This window comes from Bacillus sp. SIMBA_005 (genome assembly GCF_046535585.1).
Taxonomy (GTDB): Bacteria; Bacillota; Bacilli; order Bacillales; family Bacillaceae; genus Bacillus; species Bacillus pumilus.
On record NZ_JAWRWI010000006.1, the window covers coordinates 76,096 to 97,469 of the forward strand.

16 protein-coding genes are annotated in these 21,374 nt (G+C 41.8%); 14 read left to right on the top strand and 2 right to left on the bottom strand.

The window, feature by feature from the left end:
* Positions 1-82: 82 nt before the first annotated feature.
* The gene (locus SB660_RS11560; RefSeq protein WP_180309451.1) at positions 83-1,663 is read right to left on the bottom strand and encodes an FMN-binding glutamate synthase family protein; all 1,581 of its coding nucleotides are present in this window, start codon (positions 1,661-1,663) and stop codon (positions 83-85) included.
* A gap of 140 nt (positions 1,664-1,803) precedes the next feature.
* Here SB660_RS11560 and SB660_RS11565 point away from each other — a divergent pair, with 140 nt between their 5' ends.
* Positions 1,804-2,034: a hypothetical protein gene (locus tag SB660_RS11565; RefSeq protein ID WP_058015512.1), complete on the top strand. Its 231-nt coding sequence runs from the start codon at positions 1,804-1,806 to the stop codon at positions 2,032-2,034.
* On the opposite strand, the gene SB660_RS11570 is transcribed toward SB660_RS11565, so the two are convergent.
* On the bottom strand, positions 2,015-2,428 hold the full coding sequence (locus SB660_RS11570; protein WP_410582638.1) for a DUF2283 domain-containing protein: 414 nt from the start codon (positions 2,426-2,428) through the stop codon (positions 2,015-2,017). The two genes, SB660_RS11565 and SB660_RS11570, sit on opposite strands and share 20 nt — an antisense overlap.
* 272 nt (positions 2,429-2,700) lie before the next feature.
* On the opposite strand from SB660_RS11570, the gene pcrB reads away from it, so the two are divergent.
* The 13 genes from pcrB to SB660_RS11635 all read left to right on the top strand — a co-directional run bounded on the left by pcrB (position 2,701) and on the right by SB660_RS11635 (position 21,359).
* Entirely contained in the window at positions 2,701-3,393 is a 693-nt protein-coding gene (gene pcrB, locus SB660_RS11575) for a heptaprenylglyceryl phosphate synthase (protein ID WP_058015577.1), read from the top strand.
* A 57-nt stretch (positions 3,394-3,450) separates the two neighbouring features.
* Positions 3,451-5,673 (top strand): DNA helicase PcrA, encoded by a 2,223-nt coding sequence (gene pcrA, locus SB660_RS11580; protein WP_410582640.1) that lies wholly within the window; start codon positions 3,451-3,453, stop codon positions 5,671-5,673.
* 44 nt (positions 5,674-5,717) lie between these two features.
* Positions 5,718-7,724, top strand: coding sequence for an NAD-dependent DNA ligase LigA (gene ligA, locus SB660_RS11585; RefSeq protein ID WP_410582642.1), 2,007 nt, complete (start codon positions 5,718-5,720; stop codon positions 7,722-7,724).
* A gap of 15 nt (positions 7,725-7,739) precedes the next feature.
* Positions 7,740-8,927, top strand: coding sequence for a CamS family sex pheromone protein (locus SB660_RS11590; protein WP_061418215.1), 1,188 nt, complete (start codon positions 7,740-7,742; stop codon positions 8,925-8,927).
* Between the two features lie 133 nt (positions 8,928-9,060).
* The gene (locus SB660_RS11595) at positions 9,061-10,260 is read left to right on the top strand and encodes an MFS transporter (RefSeq protein WP_257474566.1); all 1,200 of its coding nucleotides are present in this window, start codon (positions 9,061-9,063) and stop codon (positions 10,258-10,260) included.
* Between the two features lie 91 nt (positions 10,261-10,351).
* Complete coding sequence (locus tag SB660_RS11600) at positions 10,352-14,821, top strand: amino acid adenylation domain-containing protein (protein WP_410582645.1); 4,470 nt, start codon at positions 10,352-10,354, stop codon at positions 14,819-14,821.
* Complete coding sequence (locus tag SB660_RS11605) at positions 14,818-16,359, top strand: serine hydrolase domain-containing protein (RefSeq protein WP_410582647.1); 1,542 nt, start codon at positions 14,818-14,820, stop codon at positions 16,357-16,359. The genes SB660_RS11600 and SB660_RS11605 overlap by 4 nt, the downstream gene beginning before the upstream one ends.
* Positions 16,322-17,302, top strand: coding sequence for a C39 family peptidase (locus tag SB660_RS11610; protein WP_058015508.1), 981 nt, complete (start codon positions 16,322-16,324; stop codon positions 17,300-17,302). The genes SB660_RS11605 and SB660_RS11610 overlap by 38 nt, the downstream gene beginning before the upstream one ends.
* Positions 17,299-18,009 (top strand): thioesterase II family protein, encoded by a 711-nt coding sequence (locus SB660_RS11615; RefSeq protein ID WP_410582649.1) that lies wholly within the window; start codon positions 17,299-17,301, stop codon positions 18,007-18,009. Before SB660_RS11610 ends, SB660_RS11615 begins: the two co-directional genes overlap by 4 nt.
* Complete coding sequence (locus SB660_RS11620; protein ID WP_180309444.1) at positions 18,006-18,863, top strand: 3-hydroxyacyl-CoA dehydrogenase family protein; 858 nt, start codon at positions 18,006-18,008, stop codon at positions 18,861-18,863. The genes SB660_RS11615 and SB660_RS11620 overlap by 4 nt, the downstream gene beginning before the upstream one ends.
* Before the next feature lie 14 nt (positions 18,864-18,877).
* The gene (locus tag SB660_RS11625) at positions 18,878-19,933 is read left to right on the top strand and encodes an HAD-IIIC family phosphatase (RefSeq protein ID WP_410582652.1); all 1,056 of its coding nucleotides are present in this window, start codon (positions 18,878-18,880) and stop codon (positions 19,931-19,933) included.
* A 27-nt stretch (positions 19,934-19,960) separates the two neighbouring features.
* A complete protein-coding gene (locus tag SB660_RS11630) occupies positions 19,961-20,230 on the top strand; it encodes an acyl carrier protein (RefSeq protein ID WP_003214412.1) in 270 nt (89 codons plus the stop codon).
* A complete protein-coding gene (locus SB660_RS11635; protein WP_410582654.1) occupies positions 20,217-21,359 on the top strand; it encodes an acyl-CoA dehydrogenase family protein in 1,143 nt (380 codons plus the stop codon). Before SB660_RS11630 ends, SB660_RS11635 begins: the two co-directional genes overlap by 14 nt.
* Positions 21,360-21,374 lie beyond the last annotated feature (15 nt).

Below are 21,374 nucleotides of genomic sequence, written 5' to 3' on the forward strand. Positions count from 1 at the left end.
TGGTCATTTGTCTAAGTTCTTTATACGCGATTGAGCCAAAATGTCAATTGAAAAAAAGGTGCAAAAACGCACCTTTCTCAAACTATACGGATGGCTGTGTTCCTGTAAAGATAGGCACTTCACTTGTCTGACCATCCTCTTGTCTATAGACAATATGTTTCTCATTAAAATGAATGGGAGATTCAATTCCAGCGGCTGCGGATAAGTTAAACAAGCCTTCTCTTAGAGAAAGGATATAATTGCAAACTCGGTATTTCTTTTCTTCAATTGATAAACCCTTTTGCAGCTTTGGATCAGTTGTGGCGACCCCGACTGGGCATTTATTCGTGTGGCACACTTGGGCGCGAATGCATCCAACTGAAAACATGAGTCCCCGTGCGATATTGACAAAGTCAGCACCCATGGAAAGGGCAATTGCAATTTTATCAGGTGAGAGAAGTTTGCCAGAAGCAAAGAGTTTTACTTGATCTCTGACACCGTATTCCTTCAATATTTGATGAACCATTGGGAGTGCCGTGAAAATCGGCAGCCCTGCGGCATCTGCCAATTCATGAAAGGATGCACCAGTGCCGCCTTCTCCGCCATCCACTGTAATGAAATCAGGATGCTTTCCGCTTTTTTTCATGTACGCTGCAAGCTCTTCAATGTTTTCTTTATGTCCGACCACAAGCTTGATGCCGACAGGCTTTCCACCTATACTTCTCAGCTGTTCAATGAAATCAAACATATCCGGAATGGAGTGGAACATCTCAAATCGGTTTGGGCTGTCAATGGATTGGTGGGGCGGCAATTGACGGATATTCGCAATTTCTTCGGTGACTTTTTTGCCGTCAATATGACCGCCGCGTGTTTTAGCTCCTTGTGCCAGTTTCAGCTCAAAGGCTTTGACTTCCTCATGCTCGCTTTTTTTCTTAAATTCTTCAAAGGAAAAAGCGCCATCCTCTGTTCTTACGCCAAATAGACCGGGCCCAATTTGGCATATGATATCGGCTCCGCCTTTGAGGTGATAGGGAGAAAGCCCGCCTTCACCTGTGTTCATCCACGTACCGCCGGCCATCTTTAATCCAGAGGATAGTGCTGTAATGGCCCTGTCGCCTAAAGATCCGTAGCTCATGGCAGACTGTCCAATCAGGCCTTTTACACGGAAAGGCTTTTGACATGTGTGCTCGCCAATCACTTGGACATCGTCTTGATGGAGATAGTAAGGTTTTGCTTCAACCTCTTTGGTATGTTCACTTCTTCGCAGTAAATTGTCTTGATCAATCTGGTACACTTTTGTTTGGATTTTTTCAGATTGATCGATGCGTAACTCATCTCGCTGCTTTGGAAATAGAACGTTGCGAATGTAGTAACCAGGCTTGTCAAAATCACGTTTTGATCCAAAGCCCATCGTCCGGCTTTTGTACTTCCCAGACATGACAGCTTGCTCGTATTCTCTTCTTGAGAAAGGAAGTTCCTCCCGATCATTCAGAAACAGATATTGGCGAAGCTCAGGTCCTATTTTTTCAAAAATAAACCGCAGCTTTCCAATGACCGGATAATTTCGCAGGACAGAATGCTCTTCCTGTTTTTCATCTCGCACCCAAATCCAGATGAATAAAATGATTGGTATGATGAAACAAATCACTAATAGTGCGCCAATGACAATGAAAGTTGTTGTCACGAAGATCCCCTCTTTTCTCTATCATTGCTGTTGTTATTCCACTTTTCATTGAAAGAGAAACCACTTCAACAGATTGTAACGTTTTAGAAATGAAAAGGCGGGGTAACTTACAAATAAGATCATAAGGGGAGGGAACATACATGAATAAGCGTCCGAATGGGTATGTACTTGCAGGATTAGGGGTTGGTGGTGCAGTGTTATTAGCAGTGAAAAATAAACAGCATCTCAAAAAATGGGCAAGCATGTTCCGCTCAGATGAAAAGATTCCTGAAAAAGCTGGACACCCTGATCCATTAGATATTCAAGACAACAAAATGGTCGATGAAGGGGCCATGACATCCGTCCATTATTTTAATGAAGTGAGACAATAGTTTGGAAAAACCGTTTTGACCATTCAAAACGGTTTTTTCTTGTCTTTCTTTTGATGTTATATCGAAGAGGATCGACAATCGTAAAACCGATCAGCCCTTTGTGTTCAGGCGTCGAGAAATGAAATTCAATGCCTGATAAATGACAGGTTGAGAGAACGTCCTGATCTGTAAAACGTAACGAAAGCTCATCCTCATAAACAGGTGCATGCTTCAAAACCTCGGCTTCTTCTGCGAATAACTCCAGACCAGCTACTCGGCCCTCTTTGTCGATATCTGCGTTTACACATTCATTCACATCTAATTCAATGGTTTTTTTGATTGTCCCAATTCCCACAGGCAGGAGATAGATGTATCCGATGTCGATCGTTTGATCATATGTGATGGTTCTTTTCAAGTGGGTCACCTGCTTTATGTATGGTTTTTTGATCAATAGTAAAATGTCCCTTTATTGTATAATAACATGTGGTGATACAAAGCTTTCCTATCAGTGAACGGTTAAAGATCAGCCCTCTCAGCTCCTAGATGTTTTCAGCATTCTATCCTAAAGTCACGAACACCATTTTCAAAAGAATGAAACTTTTAGCTGAAGGAGGTTACCCATTTTTTGCGGTCACTGATTTTGTTATAATATTTAAATGGAATGAAACGAATGGAGGAACATTTTTCATGTATGATGTTACCGAGTGGAAGCACGTCTTTAAACTCGATCCAAATAAAGAAATATCCGATGAACAGCTAGAAGCGATTTGTGAATCTGGTACGGATGCTATATTGATTGGCGGCAGTGACAATGTGACAGAGGACAACGTGCTCCAGTTGATGTCAAAGGTCCGCCGGTTTCTTGTGCCATGTGTGCTCGAAATCTCAACACATGAAATGATTGTGCCGGGCTTCGATCTGTATTTCATCCCGACCGTCTTAAACAGCTCTCACCCTGATTGGATTGTTGGGCTTCACAAGGACGCGATGAAGGAATTCGGTGATTTGATGTCAATGGAAGAGATCGTGCCTGAAGGCTATGTTATTTTAAATGAAGAATGTAAAGCGGCCAAGCTCACAGAAGCAAATACAGCGCTGGACATCGATGACGTAAGAGCGTATGCAAGAGTGGCAGAGCATTTGATGAAGCTGCCCATTTTTTATCTAGAATACAGCGGAACGCTTGGAGATATAGAGCTTGTGAAAGAAACGAAAGCAGTGCTTTCTGATACGGTTCTTTTTTATGGCGGAGGCATTGAAAACGAAAAACAGGCAGAAGAATTTGCGCAGCATGCGGACGTGGTTGTTGTAGGAAACGTCATTTATGACAATTTTAAAGAAGCATTAAAGACAGTGAGCGCAGTCAAAAAATCATCATAGTCAAACAAGACGAAACGGGTTAAAATAGAACATAAGTTCGAATTGGCGGTGAATGGAATGAATGAAATATCGAATCATCTATTAGAAGGGCTGAATGACGCGCAGAAAGAAGCGGTCAAAGCAACAGACGGTCCGCTACTCTTGATGGCAGGAGCAGGGAGCGGAAAGACACGGGTGCTCACACATCGAATTGCTTACTTAATGGCAGAAAAGCATGTGGCTCCGTGGAACATTTTAGCGATTACGTTTACAAATAAAGCAGCACGTGAAATGCGTGAGCGTGTACAAGCCATTTTAGGGCCTGGTGCGGATGACATTTGGATCTCTACGTTCCACAGCATGTGTGTGCGCATTTTACGACGCGATATTGACCGTATTGGGGTAAATCGCAACTTTTCTATATTAGACACGTCTGATCAGCTTTCAGTCATTAAAAACATTTTAAAAGAACGAAATATCGATCCTAAAAAGTTTGATCCACGCAGCATTTTAGGTTCAATCAGCAGTGCAAAAAACGAACTCATTGACGCAGAGGAATACGCCAAAACAGCCGGTGATTTCTATGATCAAGTGGTCAGCGACGTCTATACAGATTACCAAAAACGATTACTCAAGAACCAATCACTCGATTTTGATGATCTTATTATGATGACGATTCGTCTGTTTGAGCGCATCCCTGAAGTATTGGAACACTATCAGCGAAAATTTCAATACATTCATGTCGATGAGTATCAGGATACGAACAGAGCGCAGTACATGCTTGTGAAACTGCTCGCTCAACGTTTTCAAAATATATGTGTGGTCGGTGACTCAGATCAGTCCATCTATCGCTGGCGTGGAGCGGATATTACAAACATTCTCTCCTTTGAAAAAGATTATCCTTCTAGTGAAGTGATTTTGCTTGAGCAAAATTACAGATCAACTAAACGCATACTGAATGCCGCAAACACGGTGATTCAAAACAATTCAAACCGTAAGCCGAAAAATCTTTGGACAGAAAATGATGAAGGAGCAAAGATTGCCTATTACCGTGCAGATAATGAATTCGGTGAAGGACAATTTGTTGCTGGAAAGATTCATCAGCTTCATCAGAGTGGCAAGCGTAAATTATCCGATTTTGCGATTCTTTATCGGACCAATGCTCAGTCTCGTGTGATAGAGGAAACATTATTGAAGTCAAACATTCAATACAACATTGTCGGCGGCACGAAGTTCTATGATAGAAAAGAGATCAAGGACATTTTGGCGTACTTACGCCTAGTAGCTAACCCAGATGACGACATTAGCTTTGCACGAATTGTGAACGTACCAAAGCGCGGAATCGGTGCTACATCTGTTGATAAAATTGCGGCATATGCGGAGATGAATGACCTGTCTATGTTTGAAGCACTTGCTCAGGTAGATTTCATTGGACTCAGTGCAAGGGCAGCCAATGCGCTTGATGAATTTAAACAGCTCATTGATCAAATGACAAATATGCAGGATTATTTAACTGTCACAGAATTAACAGAAGAAATCCTAGAGAAAACAGGCTATCGTGAAGCACTGAAGGTAGAAAAAACAATTGAAGCACAAAGCCGTCTAGAAAATATTGACGAGTTTCTCTCTGTGACTAAGAACTTTGAAGAACAAAATGAAGACAAGTCCCTTGTGACCTTCCTGACAGATCTCGCCCTTGTCGCAGATATCGATAAGCTGGATGAAAATGAGGAAGAAGATCAGGATGCGGTCATTTTAATGACGCTTCACGCCGCAAAAGGTCTAGAATTCCCTGTTGTCTTCTTAATGGGCATGGAGGAAGGTGTCTTCCCGCACAGCCGTTCATTAATGGAAGATGCAGAGATGGAAGAAGAGCGCCGCCTTGCTTATGTAGGCATCACACGGGCGGAAGAAGAGCTCTATTTATCAAGTGCCAAGATGAGAACACTCTTCGGCCGGACAAACATGAACCTTGAATCAAGATTCATTCGAGAAATACCAGCCGATTTATTGGACAACCTAAATGAGAAAAAAGAAACAAAAACACCATTTGGCCAAACAAGAGAAAGACCGCAAAGACGGGGACCTGTCTCACGTCCGCAAACTCAAACCATTCAAAACACAGGCGGCGGAAGTATTGGCTGGGCTGTGGGCGATAAAGCGGCTCATAAAAAATGGGGCGTTGGAACGGTTGTCAGTGTAAAAGGCAGTGGAGACAGTACAGAGCTTGATATTGCCTTCCCAAGCCCTACAGGCATTAAGCGTCTTCTCGCAGCATTTGCGCCAATTGAGAAGCAATAAACCGATAGGACTTATAAAACGGATGAATTGAAAGGAAGAAGCAGATGGATAAAGAAGCAGCGAAACGCCGGATCGAGGAACTGCACCAGATTTTGAACCAATACAACTACGAATATCATACACTTGATCGTCCAAGTGTTCCTGACGCTGAGTATGATGCGCGGATGCGTGAGCTGATCTCTTTAGAGGAAGAGCACCCTGATTTAAAAGCAGCGGACTCTCCCTCGCAAAGAGTAGGAGGCGCTGTGTTAGACGCCTTCCAAAAAGTGCGTCACGGCACACCGATGCTCAGCCTTGGGAATGCATTTAATGAACAGGACCTTCTTGATTTTGACCGCCGGGTTCGTCAAGCAGTCGGTGACGATATCTCATACAATGTCGAGCTGAAAATTGACGGACTCGCTGTTTCTCTCCGTTATGAAAATGGCGTGTTTGTCCGAGGTGCCACACGTGGAGATGGGACAACGGGTGAGGATATTACTGAAAACCTCAAAACCATTCGTTCCATCCCGCTCAAAATCAAACGTCCTTTGTCAATTGAAGTGAGAGGCGAGGCATTTATGCCAAAACCTTCTTTTGAAGCATTAAACGAAAAAAGATTACAAAACGAAGAAGAGCCGTTTGCAAACCCGCGTAATGCGGCGGCAGGCTCACTTCGTCAGCTTGATACAAAAATTGCGGCGAAACGAAACCTTGATATTTTCGTCTACAGTATAGCGGAGCTTGATGAAATTGGTGTTGAATCGCAAAGCGAAGGACTTGATCTTCTCGACGAACTTGGCTTTAAAACGAACAAAGAAAGACGGACGTGCCAAACGATTGAGGAAGTGATTGAGCTCATTGAAACACTGAAAACGAAGCGTGCCGACTTTTCATATGAAATCGATGGAATTGTGATCAAAGTCGATTCGTTAGCACAGCAAGAAGAGCTCGGCTTTACAGCAAAAAGTCCCCGCTGGGCGGTTGCGTACAAGTTTCCAGCTGAAGAGGTTGTGACGAAGCTGCTTGATATTGAACTAAGTGTCGGGCGTACAGGTGTCATCACACCAACGGCGATCCTTGAGCCTGTCAAAGTAGCAGGAACGACAGTGCAGCGTGCTTCTCTTCATAATGAAGATTTGATCAAAGAAAAGGATATTCGCCTTTTTGATCAAGTGATTGTGAAAAAAGCGGGCGATATTATTCCGGAAGTCGCAGGCGTACTGATCGATCAGCGTACAGGAGAAGAAAAGCCGTTTCACATGCCGACTGAATGCCCAGAGTGTCATAGTGAGCTTGTGAGAATTGAAGGCGAAGTAGCTTTACGCTGCATCAATCCAGAATGTCCTGCCCAAATACGTGAGGGACTCATTCACTTTGTTTCCCGCAATGCAATGAACATTGATGGGCTTGGCGAGCGTGTCATTACACAGCTTTTCCAAGAACAACTTGTCTCTCGTGTGTCCGATCTTTACCGATTAACGAAAGAAGAGCTCATTCAACTTGAGAGAATGGGCGAAAAATCTGTCGATAATTTACTGCGTTCGATTGAGCAATCGAAAGAAAACTCTTTAGAGCGTTTACTATTTGGACTCGGTATCCGATTTATTGGCTCCAAAGCGGCAAAGACCTTGGCGATGCATTTCGGCGATATCGATCAATTAAAGCAAGCGACGAAAGAACAATTACTCGAAGTCGATGAAATCGGTGAAAAAATGGCTGATGCTGTCGTCACGTACTTTGAGAAAGAAGAAATACTCAATCTGCTAAATGAACTAAAAGAGCTTGGGGTCAATATGACCTATACAGGACCAAAACCGGTGAAGGTTGAAGAAAGTGATTCCTATTTTGCAGGCAAAACCATTGTGCTGACAGGGAAATTAGAAGAAATGGCGCGAAACGATGCAAAAGAAGCGATCGAAGCATTAGGCGGTAAACTGGCAGGGAGTGTAAGTAAAAAAACAGATTTAGTCATTGCTGGAGAAGCAGCGGGAAGTAAGCTGACAAAGGCAGAAGAACTCAATATTGAAATTTGGGACGAAGCTAAAATGCTCGAGGAGCTAAAGAAATAAGAGGAGTGTTTTCTATTGAAAAAGTTGTTATTGCTGCTGACAATGCTCACACTGGTATTGTCAGCGTGTGCACCTTTTGGGGGAAAGGATGAGGAAGAGGTCACACAAAAAACGGATGAAACGAAGGAAACAGCCATCATCCCGATGTACAATATCTCTGACTCTTATTACAAAATGGTGCTGCCGTTTAAACAAGGAGCTGCGAGAGGATTAACAGCAGAGCGTCTCAACACACGCTTGGACATCGATGAATTTGAAACAGGACTCATGCGTCTCGCAACAGAGTCATTTAATACAAACGACTACCTTTTCCAAGAAGGACAGCATTTAGATGAGGACACCGTTCTCAGCTGGCTGGCGCGCAAAAAAACAGGCAGTGATCTGAAAAAGGCAGAAAAAGAAGATAAGGACTTTAAGAATTTAGGCTTAAATCCTGCTCTCCCGAACTCAGGTTCAACAAAGTCTAAAAATGAAAATAGTCCAATTTACTTAGCTTCGATGCTAGAGCATAATTACTTAATTCGAAAAGATAAAAACAGCTTACAGCTTGGTGGAGTTGTCATTGGACTTGCGCTGAACTCTGTTTATTATTACCGTGAAAATATCGGTGATCCGCAGCAAGAAGTGACGATCGATTCTTCGAAAAATTCAAAGAAACTACTGTCAGAAGGCGAAAAAATTGCTGAACAAGTGATCAAACGAATTCGTCAAATGGATGGGCTGCAAAAAGTGCCTGTCATGATTGCCCTTTATAAGCAAGCACCAAAATCATCTATCGTGCCAGGAAACTTTATCGCCAAAACAGATGTGAAAGCAGGCTCAGCTGATATTGGCAATTGGGATACGATCAAAGAGGAGAATGTCTTCTTCCCTTCAGATAATGCGAAAGGCAACTACAAAGATGATTCCGAGCGATTTGACCGCTTCAAAACAAAAGTCGAAGACTACTTCCCGAATTACACGGGTGTCGTAGGAAAAGGCTTTTACAAAAACGGGAACCTGCAAAAAATGAAAGTCGAAATTCCAATGCAGTTCTACGGAAAAACGGAAGTCGTAGCCTTCACGCAATATTTAACAGGTGAAGTGATGGATTACTATAAGAGTACCAATATCGAAATTAACATCACATCATCAGATCAACAAGAAGCCTTGATCACGAAAAATGCTGAAGACAAAGAACCAACCGTCCATATATATGACTAAATAAAAACCGCCTTTTGGCGGTTTTTTAAATTAGGAAAAATGTATCAAATTATGAATATATTGTTATAAAAAGTAGAAGTGTAGAAAATAATGTATTATTATGGGTGATAATGAAGAGAAAATGGAGACAAATATGAAAAACAAATCATTTTACTTTTTATTAGGGGGACAATCCTTAGCTAATTTTGGGGATTCGTTATATGTCCTCGTTTTAACCATCCTGACATATCAATTAACAAATTCTACACTGATTGCTTCAATGGTGGCTGTCTCGCAGTTTGTTGGACAAGCACTTGGGGCGGTACTTATTCCTTTCTTTATGTACCAATTTAAGCTAAAAAGACTCATTATCTATTTACAAATGTGTCAAATTGCTTTCTTCGGCTGCTTGATTTTCATTTATATTCTACAATTATCAACTTTTACTATTCCTTTCTTTTTTATTATTGTATTTTTCCTTTCTTTGATAGATGGAGGAACGATTCCTGTTCGAAATTCGATGATCCCGCGTTTAGTAGAAAAGAACTTTTTACTAAAAGCTAATAGTTACATCTTAACTTCTGACCAAATGGTCCTTTTACTAGGCTGGCTGTTAGGAGGGCTGTTTATTGGCATTCTTGGACCACAGTTTCTCCTATTGACGACACTTGTTTTATACAGTTTGTCGCTCGTATCTATGCTCTTTATCATTGATACTGGGGCTGCAGCTAAACAAGAGCAACAGTCTGTATCATTTACTACAAGGGTCTTTTCAGGATGGAAGCTCATGTATGCAAAGCCTACTATTCGAACATTAACGATTTTAGAAATGCTATCCATGAGTGGTAGAAGTATATGGACTGGTGCCATTATTCTTGTGTATGTCACAGAAGTCTTACACCAGCCAGAAACATGGTGGGGATTTATTAACGCAAGCTATTTTGGCGGGACCATTCTAGGCGGCCTGCTCGTACTGCGGTTCGCAAAACATGTGGAACAGCGTTTGTTTGATCACATTTTTTACAGTTCGGTGATCGTTGCTGTGCTAACCCTTTGTTTAGGATTGAATCATTCTGCATGGATGAGTTTGTTGTTTGTCTTTTTATTAGGGCCAGCCTTTCAGCTTCGCAGCATTTCCATTCGGACCTATGTACAAGATACACTGAGTGAAATTGAATTGCCCAAAATACTATCAGCTCAACATACACTATCAACTTTTATATACGGGATGTCCATTCTCGTTATGAGTACCATGACCGATCTCTTTGGGGCAAGAGTCGTCTTTTTTATAAATGTCGCCCTGTTTACTGTGTCGGCCTTCCTAGCGTCTAGATTAAAAAATGAACAAATTTAGACATTTTATCTCAATTATTTACAAAAATACTATTATATGCTTTAATATGTTCGTAGAAATGTTAACTATATGAAAAGTAGAGGTGGCGTAATTGACTAGTAGTTTAGTATATTGGCCATTAACACATCCGCAGCGGCGCGTGATGAACATGGAAACATTTTATCCAGAAACACCGATCAATCATATTGGCGGGATCATTTTCGTCAATGGGCCGTTGCAGCTCGATAAACTGAAGCAGGCCATTGCATCTTGTATCATAATGACAGAATCACTTCGTCTCAAGCTAATAGAGAAAGATGGTGAAACGCTTCAATACGTTGACCCAAACGCCGATCACACTATTCCTACCTATGAGTTTTCCACACATGAAGACATGCTAGAATGGGCCGAAAAAGCCTTCAAAACACCATTTCAATTAACAGAAACCTCTCTCGCCGAATTTGCGGTACTAAAAATCGGTGAACAACAATCCGGTTATTTCATCAAATGCCATCATACAGTAGCAGATGGATGGTCGATGAAAGTAATCATCGATAAAATTAGCCAGCTTTACACTGCTCTTACCCAAAGCTCCTCTATCGAACAAGAAGCAGACAATCATTCTGTATTTATTGATAAAGAATCAAAATATAGGAACTCCCCAAGATTTAAAAAAGATCAGCAATTTTGGAAAGAAGCATTATCTGATGTGTCTAATAGTTATTTGGTACAGGGAACGGACCAAATCAAAGGCCATCGGCAAAGCCATTACCTTGATCGCCAACTCTCAGAACGAATCTATGAATTTATAGATACCCATCATTGTTCAATCAACTCTTTATTTACTTTAGGACTTTTCATTTACTTGCATAAAAGATACCAGCAAAAAGATTTTATTATTGGGACGCCAGTTCTCAATCGTTCCGGACAAAAGGAAAAAGCCACGTCCGGTATGACCGTGAGTACAATGCCATACCGAATGAAGATGGATCCTCATCTATCTTTGTTAGAAAGTTTAACAGACGTTCAAAAAAGCTATAAGGCTTACTTCCTGCATCAGCGTTATCCCTATGATGCACTTGTCAAAGATTTAGAGCTTGCAAAAGCAGGGTATGATCAGCTTTTTCAAATCTATATCAACTCCTACAGCACAAATATGGTGCAGGAGATGGAAGGATACAAAGTTGAATACATAGAGCTTTACAATGGCTTCCAGCCCTATGGCTTACAAGTTGCTGTGAAAGAATGGGATGAAAAAGGGCAAATCGAGCTTCAATATGACTACAAGATCTCAGATTACAGCAATGAAGACATCGACTTTCTGCACGAAAGAATGCTTCTCTTTGTCGAAACCATACTTGCTCAGCCAAAGCAGCTGTTAAAAGACGTACTTCTCATGACAGAAGACGAGGAACATCGGGAGCTATATCAATGGAACGATACAGGCGTGCAGTTTCCACAGAAACAAAAAATCCATGAATTGATCACAAACATGTCAACGTCTTCTCCTGATCGGATTGCACTTCAGGACGGATCTCATAGCATGACATACGGTGAACTTGAGAGAAAAACCAATCAAATGGCGCATTTTCTTCAAACACATGGCTTACAAAGACATGACTTTGTTGCCGTATGTATGAATCATTCACCAGAACTGATTGTGCTGCTGCTGGGGATCTTAAAGGCTGGAGGCGCATATGTACCGATTGATCCTGAGTATCCAGAGGAACGCATTCAGTTTATTTTGGATGACAGCCAGGCAAAGCTGTTTTTCACAAATGACGCATCTGCATACCAATTTAATGGCGATACGTACAATATCAACAGCGTGTGGAATCAGCTGGATCAGTATAATCCGGAACATCCATTCACTGGGAATGATGAAGACGTCGCATATATGATTTATACGTCTGGCTCTACAGGACAGCCAAAGGGAGTCATGATTGAGCACGGAAGCTTAGTGAACTATATTATGTCTGCTAAAACACACTATACTGATTCACCAGATGATCATTTTGCCTTGTATTCATCCATTGCATTTGATTTAACTGTGACATCCATTTATACGCCATTGGTCATTGGCAGTACAGTGGTGATCTATCGTCAAGAGGATCAGCCAGGCTTTTTATTAGAACATATTTTGTTTGATCAAAAAGCAAAAGTCATCAAGCTGACACCAGCTCATATGGCACTGTTAACTGATGCTGCACTTTCTCAATCAGTTGTGAAACGGATGATTGTGGGCGGAGAACAATTATCGACCGCTTTGGCAAAAAGAATCACAGAGGCAAGTGATGGAAGGATATCCATCTTTAATGAATATGGACCAACTGAAGCAACCGTTGGCTGTATGATTCATCAATTCCATCAAGATGATGGAGGGACATCGGTGTCAATTGGTGTGCCAATGCCCAATACAGAGATCTACCTTTTAGATGAGAATCAGCAAGCTGTGCTGCCTGGGACAGTGGGAGAAATCTATATTTCAGGCGCAGGGGTTGGCAGAGGGTATTGGCAAAGACCTGATTTGCAGGAATCACGCTTTCTGCCCAATCCATTTGTAAACGGCCGCCGCATGTATCGAACAGGTGATATCGCCAAACGAGCAAATGATGGAAAGATTGAATACATTGGCCGGATTGATCATCAAATCAAGCTGCGAGGCTACCGGATTGAGCTCGGTGAAATTGAACTTGCATTGATGGCACTTGAAGAAGTTGATAAAGCAGCTGTTATTGATCTAACCGATGAATCAGGAGAAAAACAGCTTGCTGCCTATATTGAATTAAAAGAAAAAAAGACGACGTCCTTTTTACTGAGAAAGAAATTATCAGATCAGCTTCCAGCTTATATGGTACCTGCCTATTTTGTTGTACTAGACGAGCTCCCGCTCACTCAAAACGGAAAAATCAATCGGACAGCACTGCCTGATCCATTGCTGTCTCAAGTGGAAACAGCTGTTGAGTGGTCCAAGGAAACAGCGGACATTGAAGAGATCATCGTAAATACAGCAAAAGACATCTTAGGGCATGAAACAATCGAACCGGCTGATCATTTTTATCAGCTTGGCGGAGATTCTATTAAGGCGATTCAATTTATTGCGAAGTTAAAAGACAAAGGACTTTATTTAAAAACCAAGGATCTTTTTACTTATCCCATTTTTAGAGAAATGGCACAAGTGGTTCAGCAGGAACCTGTCATACATATCTCACAAGAGCAAGCTGTGGGTGATGTGAAATCGATCCCAATTATCGAATGGTTTTGGTCCCAGCGGTTAAAAGATGAACATTTCTGGCATCAATCCATCATTGTTCATTCAAAGAAAAAGATGGATGAAACTATCGTGCAGAAAGCTTTCAAAGAGCTCGTCATTCACCACGACGGACTAAGGTTAAAAGTACATGAGGCAACAAACACACTCTATTATGATGAACACATTCAAGAGATTCAACTGATGATACACGATTTCACAGCACTGTCAGAAGAGAATGTGGAAGAAGCGTTACAAGAAGTAGGATATCAGGTCAAGCAACGGACTCATCTTTATCAAGGACCATTGATTCAGGCAGCGCTATGTCAAACTGATTCTCAATCACATCTCATCTTTGCCGCCCATCATCTATTAGCTGACGGTATGTCTTGGCAAATTCTTGTGGAGGACTTGATTCAATTATTGCATGCAGAGAAGGTTACAGCTGAAGTACTTCCGTCTAAAACCCATTCCTATCAAACATTTGCCGAGCGGGTGAATCAGTATGCAGGATCAGAGGGTGTAAAAGAGTCGGTCAGCTATTGGCAAAAAGCGGTGCAAAATATTCAGCCTCTGTATCCAGTTTCCTCAAATGAGGGATATGTCAGAGACGAAATCAAATTAACAAACGCATTATCAGTGGAACTCACGAATCAATTGCTCAATCAAGCGAATCAAGCGTATCAAACGCAGCCGCATGAACTGTTAATTTCAGCCTTGACGCAAGCCTGTTATCAGCAAACGAATCAAGAGCGGATTTCTTTGGAATTAGAAGGTCATGGCAGGGATGCTGTAGAGGATGAGATCGATGTATCTAGAACGTTCGGCTGGTTCACCACCATGTATCCTGTGAATGTTCATGTGTCTGAATCTCTTTCAGATCACATACGTGTTGTCAAAGAAACGATACGAGAAGTGCCAAATAAGGGTGCAGACTATGGGCTGTTGTCACTCATCAATCAGCAGCTTCCTCGTCATTCAGCACCACAATTACGTTTTAACTACCTAGGTGAAATTGATCAAGTGCTTAAACAATCATCTGATTATGAGATGTCTTACTTTACATCGGGGATTGACTCGTCATTGGATAATCCATTAACAACCGTCATCGATATGGTCGCTACCATCAAGGGTGGTCAGCTGATTTTCCATCTTTCTTTCAGCGGAAAACAGCTGTGTGAAACAGACATGACGCAGCTATTGCAAGCGGTAGAACAGCAAATTGAGCGTCTTGTACAGCATTGCTTAGAGAAAGAAGGAATCGAATTTACACCGTCTGATTTTGAAACAGTGGATATGTCCCTTGAAGAAATGGATTCATTATTTACATGAGGAAAAATCAGTATGTTATGTATCTTTCATTTTTATTAGCGATCTTATGGATAAGCAGCTTTGCCGGGGGGATACATGCAAAAGCAGTGATTTCATCTAAAGCCATTGATCAAGTGATAGAGCAACAGATGGAGCTTGGACGCATTCCAGGCATGTCCGTTGTGGTTGTAAAAAAGGACGAAGTGGTGTACCAAAAAGGCTTTGGATATGCGGATCGAAAGAAAAAGAAGCAAGTGACAGCCAGCACTTTCTTTGAAATTGGATCTACATCAAAAGCGTTTACCGCTCTTGCGATTGTGGAGTTAGAGAAGCAAGGAAAACTTCATTTAAAAGACCCGGTGAGCAGCTATATTCCAGGTTTTTTTCCAACATACAATGGAAAGCCTCAGCGTTTAACGGTGGAGCAATTAATGCATCACACAAGCGGCATTCCCTTTCAATCTATTGCGCTGATCCAGCCTGATACTACGAAGGATGCATTGAAAAAAACAGTTGATCAGCTAAAATCAATCGAGCTTAATCGTAAGCCAGGCAGTTCCTTTGAATATGCGACCATCAACTATGATGTCCTTGGTCTCATCATTGAAAATGTAACAGGAACATCGTATGAGGCTTATATGAAAGAGCTGTTTAAAAGGCATCATCTTGACCAAACGGAGGCTGGGCTAAAACGGATGAAATCCGGTGCTGTCTCAGAAGGATTTAAACTTCAATTCCTTGCTCCGCATGCTTTTAAAGCACCAGAATATCGAGGTAACACCCCTGCAGGCTATATTGTGATGAATAGTCAGGATGTGGGGACTTGGCTGCAATATCAATTGACCGATTCAACTTGGTCTCGCTTTGTAAAAAATCCTGATCACTTAACTGTGAATGTCCCAGAAGAAGGGAAGCATGTCTATTACAATGCCGGCTGGTATATACAAAAGGCGCATGAGCAGGTGGACTCGCTTTTTCATGCAGGCTCTAACCCAAACTATTCATCATTTTTTCTGATCCAGCCAAAAGAAGGGATTGCGATCGGAGTGTTAGCAAATATGAATAGCAGCTACACAGAGCAAACGGCACGTCTAATTGCCAAAACGATCACAGGTACAAATGAAGAAGCAGAGTCATCAATGGATCCTTTTCAGCTCATTGATCAATTGAGCCTTGGTGCCACATGTCTGTTCATTTTGCTGCAAATAGTGTCTATCGTGCGTTTTATCAAGTGGAAAAAGCGTGTAAGAAACGGCGCTTTAGTTCGCAGGGACATGTCACTGCGCGTCTGGCTGAAAAGTAGCGGCTGGGTGCTGCTATTAATTGGGATATTGCTCCTGCCAATGATTGTTGCGCAGCTAGCCTTTAATGGTCTGCCTTGGAAAATGACTTTTGTATGGGGACCTTCCTCTCTCATTGAATTAGCGATTTCTTATTATTTGTTTTTCATTTGGTTTTGTACGATTGGTTTCATCAAAGGATTTATGGTGACATCTCCTGCTGGAAAGAGAGGAAAAAAAGATGACCGTCAAACAGATTTCGGGCATTCATCCTTATAATGATTTGTTTTATCGCAGCTGTTTCTTCAATTGCTTTTTTCCAATTGTGAAGCTGCATAATCAAGAAGTTGCTCCATACTTACTAAATGATCAATTTGCCTACGTGCTTACAGAGAATGGCTTGCTACAGATTGACTGGATGTCGGCACACGATCCAGAAAAAATTATGAATGCACAAGGCATTCAAGTCGAAAAAATGGCGTATTGTCCCAACCTCATTGAAAAGGTCAAGCAAGATGTGACATGTGACCGCCCGGTAATCGTTTGGGTAGACCCTTACGTTCAGCGAGGCAGAAAAGAGTATTTGACAACCCATAGCCGTCATTCCATTTTAATCACTGGATTCGATGAAAATCAGCAAATCTTTCACGTATTAGAGAATCGGCATTTAGATAATTTGTCTTACGAGCATCAAGTGCTGTCATTTAAAGATGTACAGAAAGGGTATGACACCTTTCATGATCATTTTCAGCCGAATGATCAATTTCATTCCTATGCGGCTTTCTACTTTGATCCAGACAAGCTCTCGACTGAGTTATTTAATCAAAAAACGACTTATTTCCTGAGAAATATGCATGGTCAGATAGACGCAATAGAAAAAGGAATCACAGCTCTTGAAACATTTTATGAGCAGTTTTCGCAATGGGATGATATTGAGAGGCTCGTGGCGTCTTTCAATCAGATCATCAATACGAAGAAAGTGGAGCTGTATCGACTGAATCTCATCAAAGACGATCTACCTGAGCTGGTGGGATGGATGGAACGTATTTTAGCAGAATGGGAGAAAGCGAGGCATCAGGCAGCGAAACTCCTTTTTTCAGGTGAGATGTCTAGTAGGTACCAAGCCAATATCAAAGCTTCTTTAGAACAAATCATTCATGATGAAAAACACTGGCTGGAGGAATTGGAAATGAAATGCAAAAGGGAGTGTGGCGTATCGTGAAATTATTTTGCTTACCGTACGCAGGTGGAGCAAGTACCGTATTCAGTACGTGGAAATCTTATATAGACCGGTCGATAGAAATTTATGCCCTTGAACTCCCTGGGCACGGGACAAGAATGACAGAGTCTGTTCTAACCGATTTACAGCAGGTCGCAGATGATCTCTATGACCAGGCATCATCTTCCTTAAAAGAAGGAGAGCCCTATGCCATTTTCGGTCATAGCATGGGAGCCGTCCTTGCATATGAATTACAAAAAAGAATGAAAACAAGGTTAAACAGAGAGCCTGTCCATGTCTTTTATTCTGGGCGCTTCCCGCCACATATTCCAGAAAAGAAAGTCTATCATCAGCTGTCAGATTCCAAATTAAAAGAGGCGATCATTGCGATGGGAGGCGTTCCTGAGGAACTTGCTGATAACCATGCAGTGCTTGATTTCTTTCTGCCGATTTTAAGAGCAGACTTTCAGCTTTTGGAGACCTATTTGTGTGATGAAGTCGTTCCAGCTGCTTGTCCAATTTCTATTTTTTATGGTACGTGTGATTTGCCTTCTGTGCTGTTTGATTTAGAGGATTGGGATCAATATACAAGCGAAGATTGTGCGTTTTTCGAATTCGATGGAGATCACTTTTTTATTCATTCATTAACAAATGAAGTCGTAGAAAAAATCAATGTCATTTTAAAGCGAATTGGAGTGTTGGAGAAATGAACACGAAGCACGTAGGCGTGATTGGAGCAGGTGTCATGGGGGCTGATATGGCATTAGACCTTTCAGCAAATGGCTATCAAGTCACATTAGTTGATGTCACAGAAGAAAAGTTAAACGAAGCGCTGGAAAAAATCAAGAAGACCTATCAACTGGTTCAATTTGTGCGAAAGAAGAAAATCTCATTGTCTTTAGAGGATGTTCTGTCTCAAATCCAGCTGTCAACTTCACTTGAAGGCTTACATGATGCGCATATCGTCATTGAAAATGTGACGGAAGATTGGGAGATAAAAAAACCTATTTATGAAGAGCTGCGAGATATTTGTGCGAAAGAAACCATCTATTTTGTAAACACAAGCTGTATCTCGATCACAAAGGTAGGGTCCCTTATGCATCATCCTGAGAATGTCATTGGGGCGCACTTTATGAACCCTGTTCCTCTTAAAGCGTTAGTTGAAGTGATTAGAGGAAAAGCCACTTCTGATGACACAGTGGAAACGGCAAAAGGTTTCTTGAAATCGTTTGATAAAACACCAGTTGTGGTGCATGATTTTCCTGGATTTGTTTCCAACCGTGTGCTGATGCTGACAATCAATGAAGCGATTTGGGCGGTGCAAGATCAAGTTGCCACGCCAGCGGATGTCGATAAAATTTTCCGCGGAGGTTTCGGTCATAAAATGGGACCACTTGCGACAGGAGACTTAATTGGGCTTGATACGATTTTGAATTCATTGCTTGTTTTATACGAGAGCTACAAAGATCCGAAGTTCCGCCCATGTCCTCTGCTTGTCAAAATGGTTGATGCAGGCGAGTACGGCAAAAAATCAGGCAAGGGCTTTTTCCAATATGACATGTGAGAGGAGAATAACCAATGGCTAAGCAAATCAAGTGTGTTGTCTGGGATTTAGATCATACATTATGGGATGGAATTTTACTTGAGTCAGATGAAGTGACGTTAAAACCATCGATGAAGGAAGTACTAACAGAGTTAGATAAGCGCGGCATCCTTCTTTCTATAGCAAGCCGGAATGATGAAGCAGCCGTGAAGGAAAAGCTTTCTGCCTTCGGAATTGAACATTTCTTTCTCTATCCAGAGATTCATTGGAATGCCAAATCTAGTTCATTAGAGAGAATTAGTGAGCGCCTAAATATTCATAAAGATACCATTCTCTTTATTGATGATCAGCCATTTGAGCGGGAAGAAGTGAAGGCTGTTCATCCAGAGATTACGTGCTGGGATGCAGTGGATTATCTGTCATTACTCACTGATGAGCGCCTGCGTCCAGTCTTTATCACAGAAGATGCTAGACGACGCAGAAGAATGTACTTAGAAGCGGACAAAAGGCAGCAGGAAGAAGAGAAATATGAAGGGCCGCCTGAGAAATTCTTGGCGTCTTTACAAATGAAATTCGTGATATCAGAAGCAGGAGAACAAGACCTCCAGCGCGCTGAAGAATTGACCGTCCGTACCAATCAATTAAATGCGAGCGGGAAAACCTACGATTATGAAGAGCTTGATTTCTTCCGTCAATCAGATTCCCACTTGCTGCTTGTCTGTGAACTTGAAGATAAATTCGGTTCCTATGGAAAAATTGGACTCTCATTAATAGAAGAAACAGGTGACACATGGCATGTCAAACTGCTGCTTATGTCTTGCCGCGTCATGTCTCGTGGTGTCGGGACCATCTTACTCACAACGATTTTGCAAGAAGCGAAAAAGCGAGGAAAGCGGCTTGTCGCTGATTTTAAACAAACCGATCGAAACCGTATGATGTACATCACATATAAGTTTGCCAATTTCAAAGAAATTGAGAAGGGGGAGGATGGCTATATCTTGTTTGAAAATGATTTAAGCATGATACAGCCTTTCCCAGAATACGTAGATGTCAATATCGAATTAAATCAGAAAGACCCAGCCAAACAATAAAAAAGCGAAAAGCGAGGAGATTAAATCATGAACCTACACGAACAAGTAAGAGCCTATATCGAGCAAAACCTAGTGGTATTTGATGAGGAAATTGAGCTTGGAAATGATGATCATATTTTTGAACAAGGCTTTGTGAATTCTCTATTTGCGATGAAACTAGTGAACTATATCGAACATGACTTTCAATTCCAATTAGACAACGAAGACCTCGACATTGCTCATTTTAGTACGGTCAATCGCATTGTCGCCTTAATTGAGAGAAAACAACAGGGGGCGGCTCTTCATGAAAACAGCTGAACAAACGATCAATGCCATTGAAGACATTCGCCAGTATTGCGATGAACATATCCGTCCGTTTGCCAATGAATTCGATGAGACGGAACATTTGCCAGAGTCACTGATTCGAGATATGGCGAAACGAGGCTACTTGGCAGCAGGTATCCCTTCTTCCTATCAAGGGCTGGGGCTTGATCCGATCGCATATGGACAGTTCACAGAACAAGTGGGAAAAGCTTGCTGTAATGTACGCACATTATTGACAGTAAATTCACTTGTAGGAGAAGCCATTCTTCGTTATGGAACAGAAGATCAAAAACAAGGCTGGCTTGTTGAATTAGCTAAAGGAGAAAAAATCGGAGCCTTTGCTTTGTCAGAGCCGAATATTGGTTCAGATGCCAATCATGTTGAAACAAGCTATCAAAAGGAAGGACAATCCTATGTATTAAGTGGGACGAAAAAATGGATTTCCTTTGGAGCGATTGCCGATTTCTTTATTGTGATTGCAAGAGACGGTGAACAAGTCACGGCATTCCTTGTCGATCGCGATCAGCCGGGTGTAGAGATTGAGAGAATTACAGGAATGATGGCCAACCGAGCGTCATATTTAGCGGAAATGACCTTTGATCATGTCCGGGTGCATGAAGACTGTGTCTTAGGACCAGTTGGGGGCGGATTTAACCATGTGGTGTCACTTGCATTAGACCATGGAAGATACAGTGTCGCTTGGGCAGGGCTTGCCATCGCACAAGAAGCTGTTGATTCTCTTGTCACGTATTCGCGTAAAAGAACACAGTTTAATGAAAAATTGTACAAGCATCAAATGATCAAAGGCATGATCGGGGATGCAGTGACTCAGCTCCATGCAGCGAGAGCTTTATGTCTAAAGGCCGGGGAAATGAGAGAAGCGAATCATCCTGATGCGATCACAGAAACATCCATTGCAAAATATTTCACTTCTAAAATCGCTGTTGACATTACAAATACAAATGTCCAAATTCATGGCGGAAGTGGATTTAGCCGGGAAAACTCAGCTTCAAGACTATATCGTGAAGCGAAGGTGCTTGAAATTATTGAAGGGACTTCGCAAATTCAGCAGCAGGTTATTGCTAACTATGGTTTACGCCATTATTTCGTGAAACATTCTTAGAGAGAAAGGAGATGA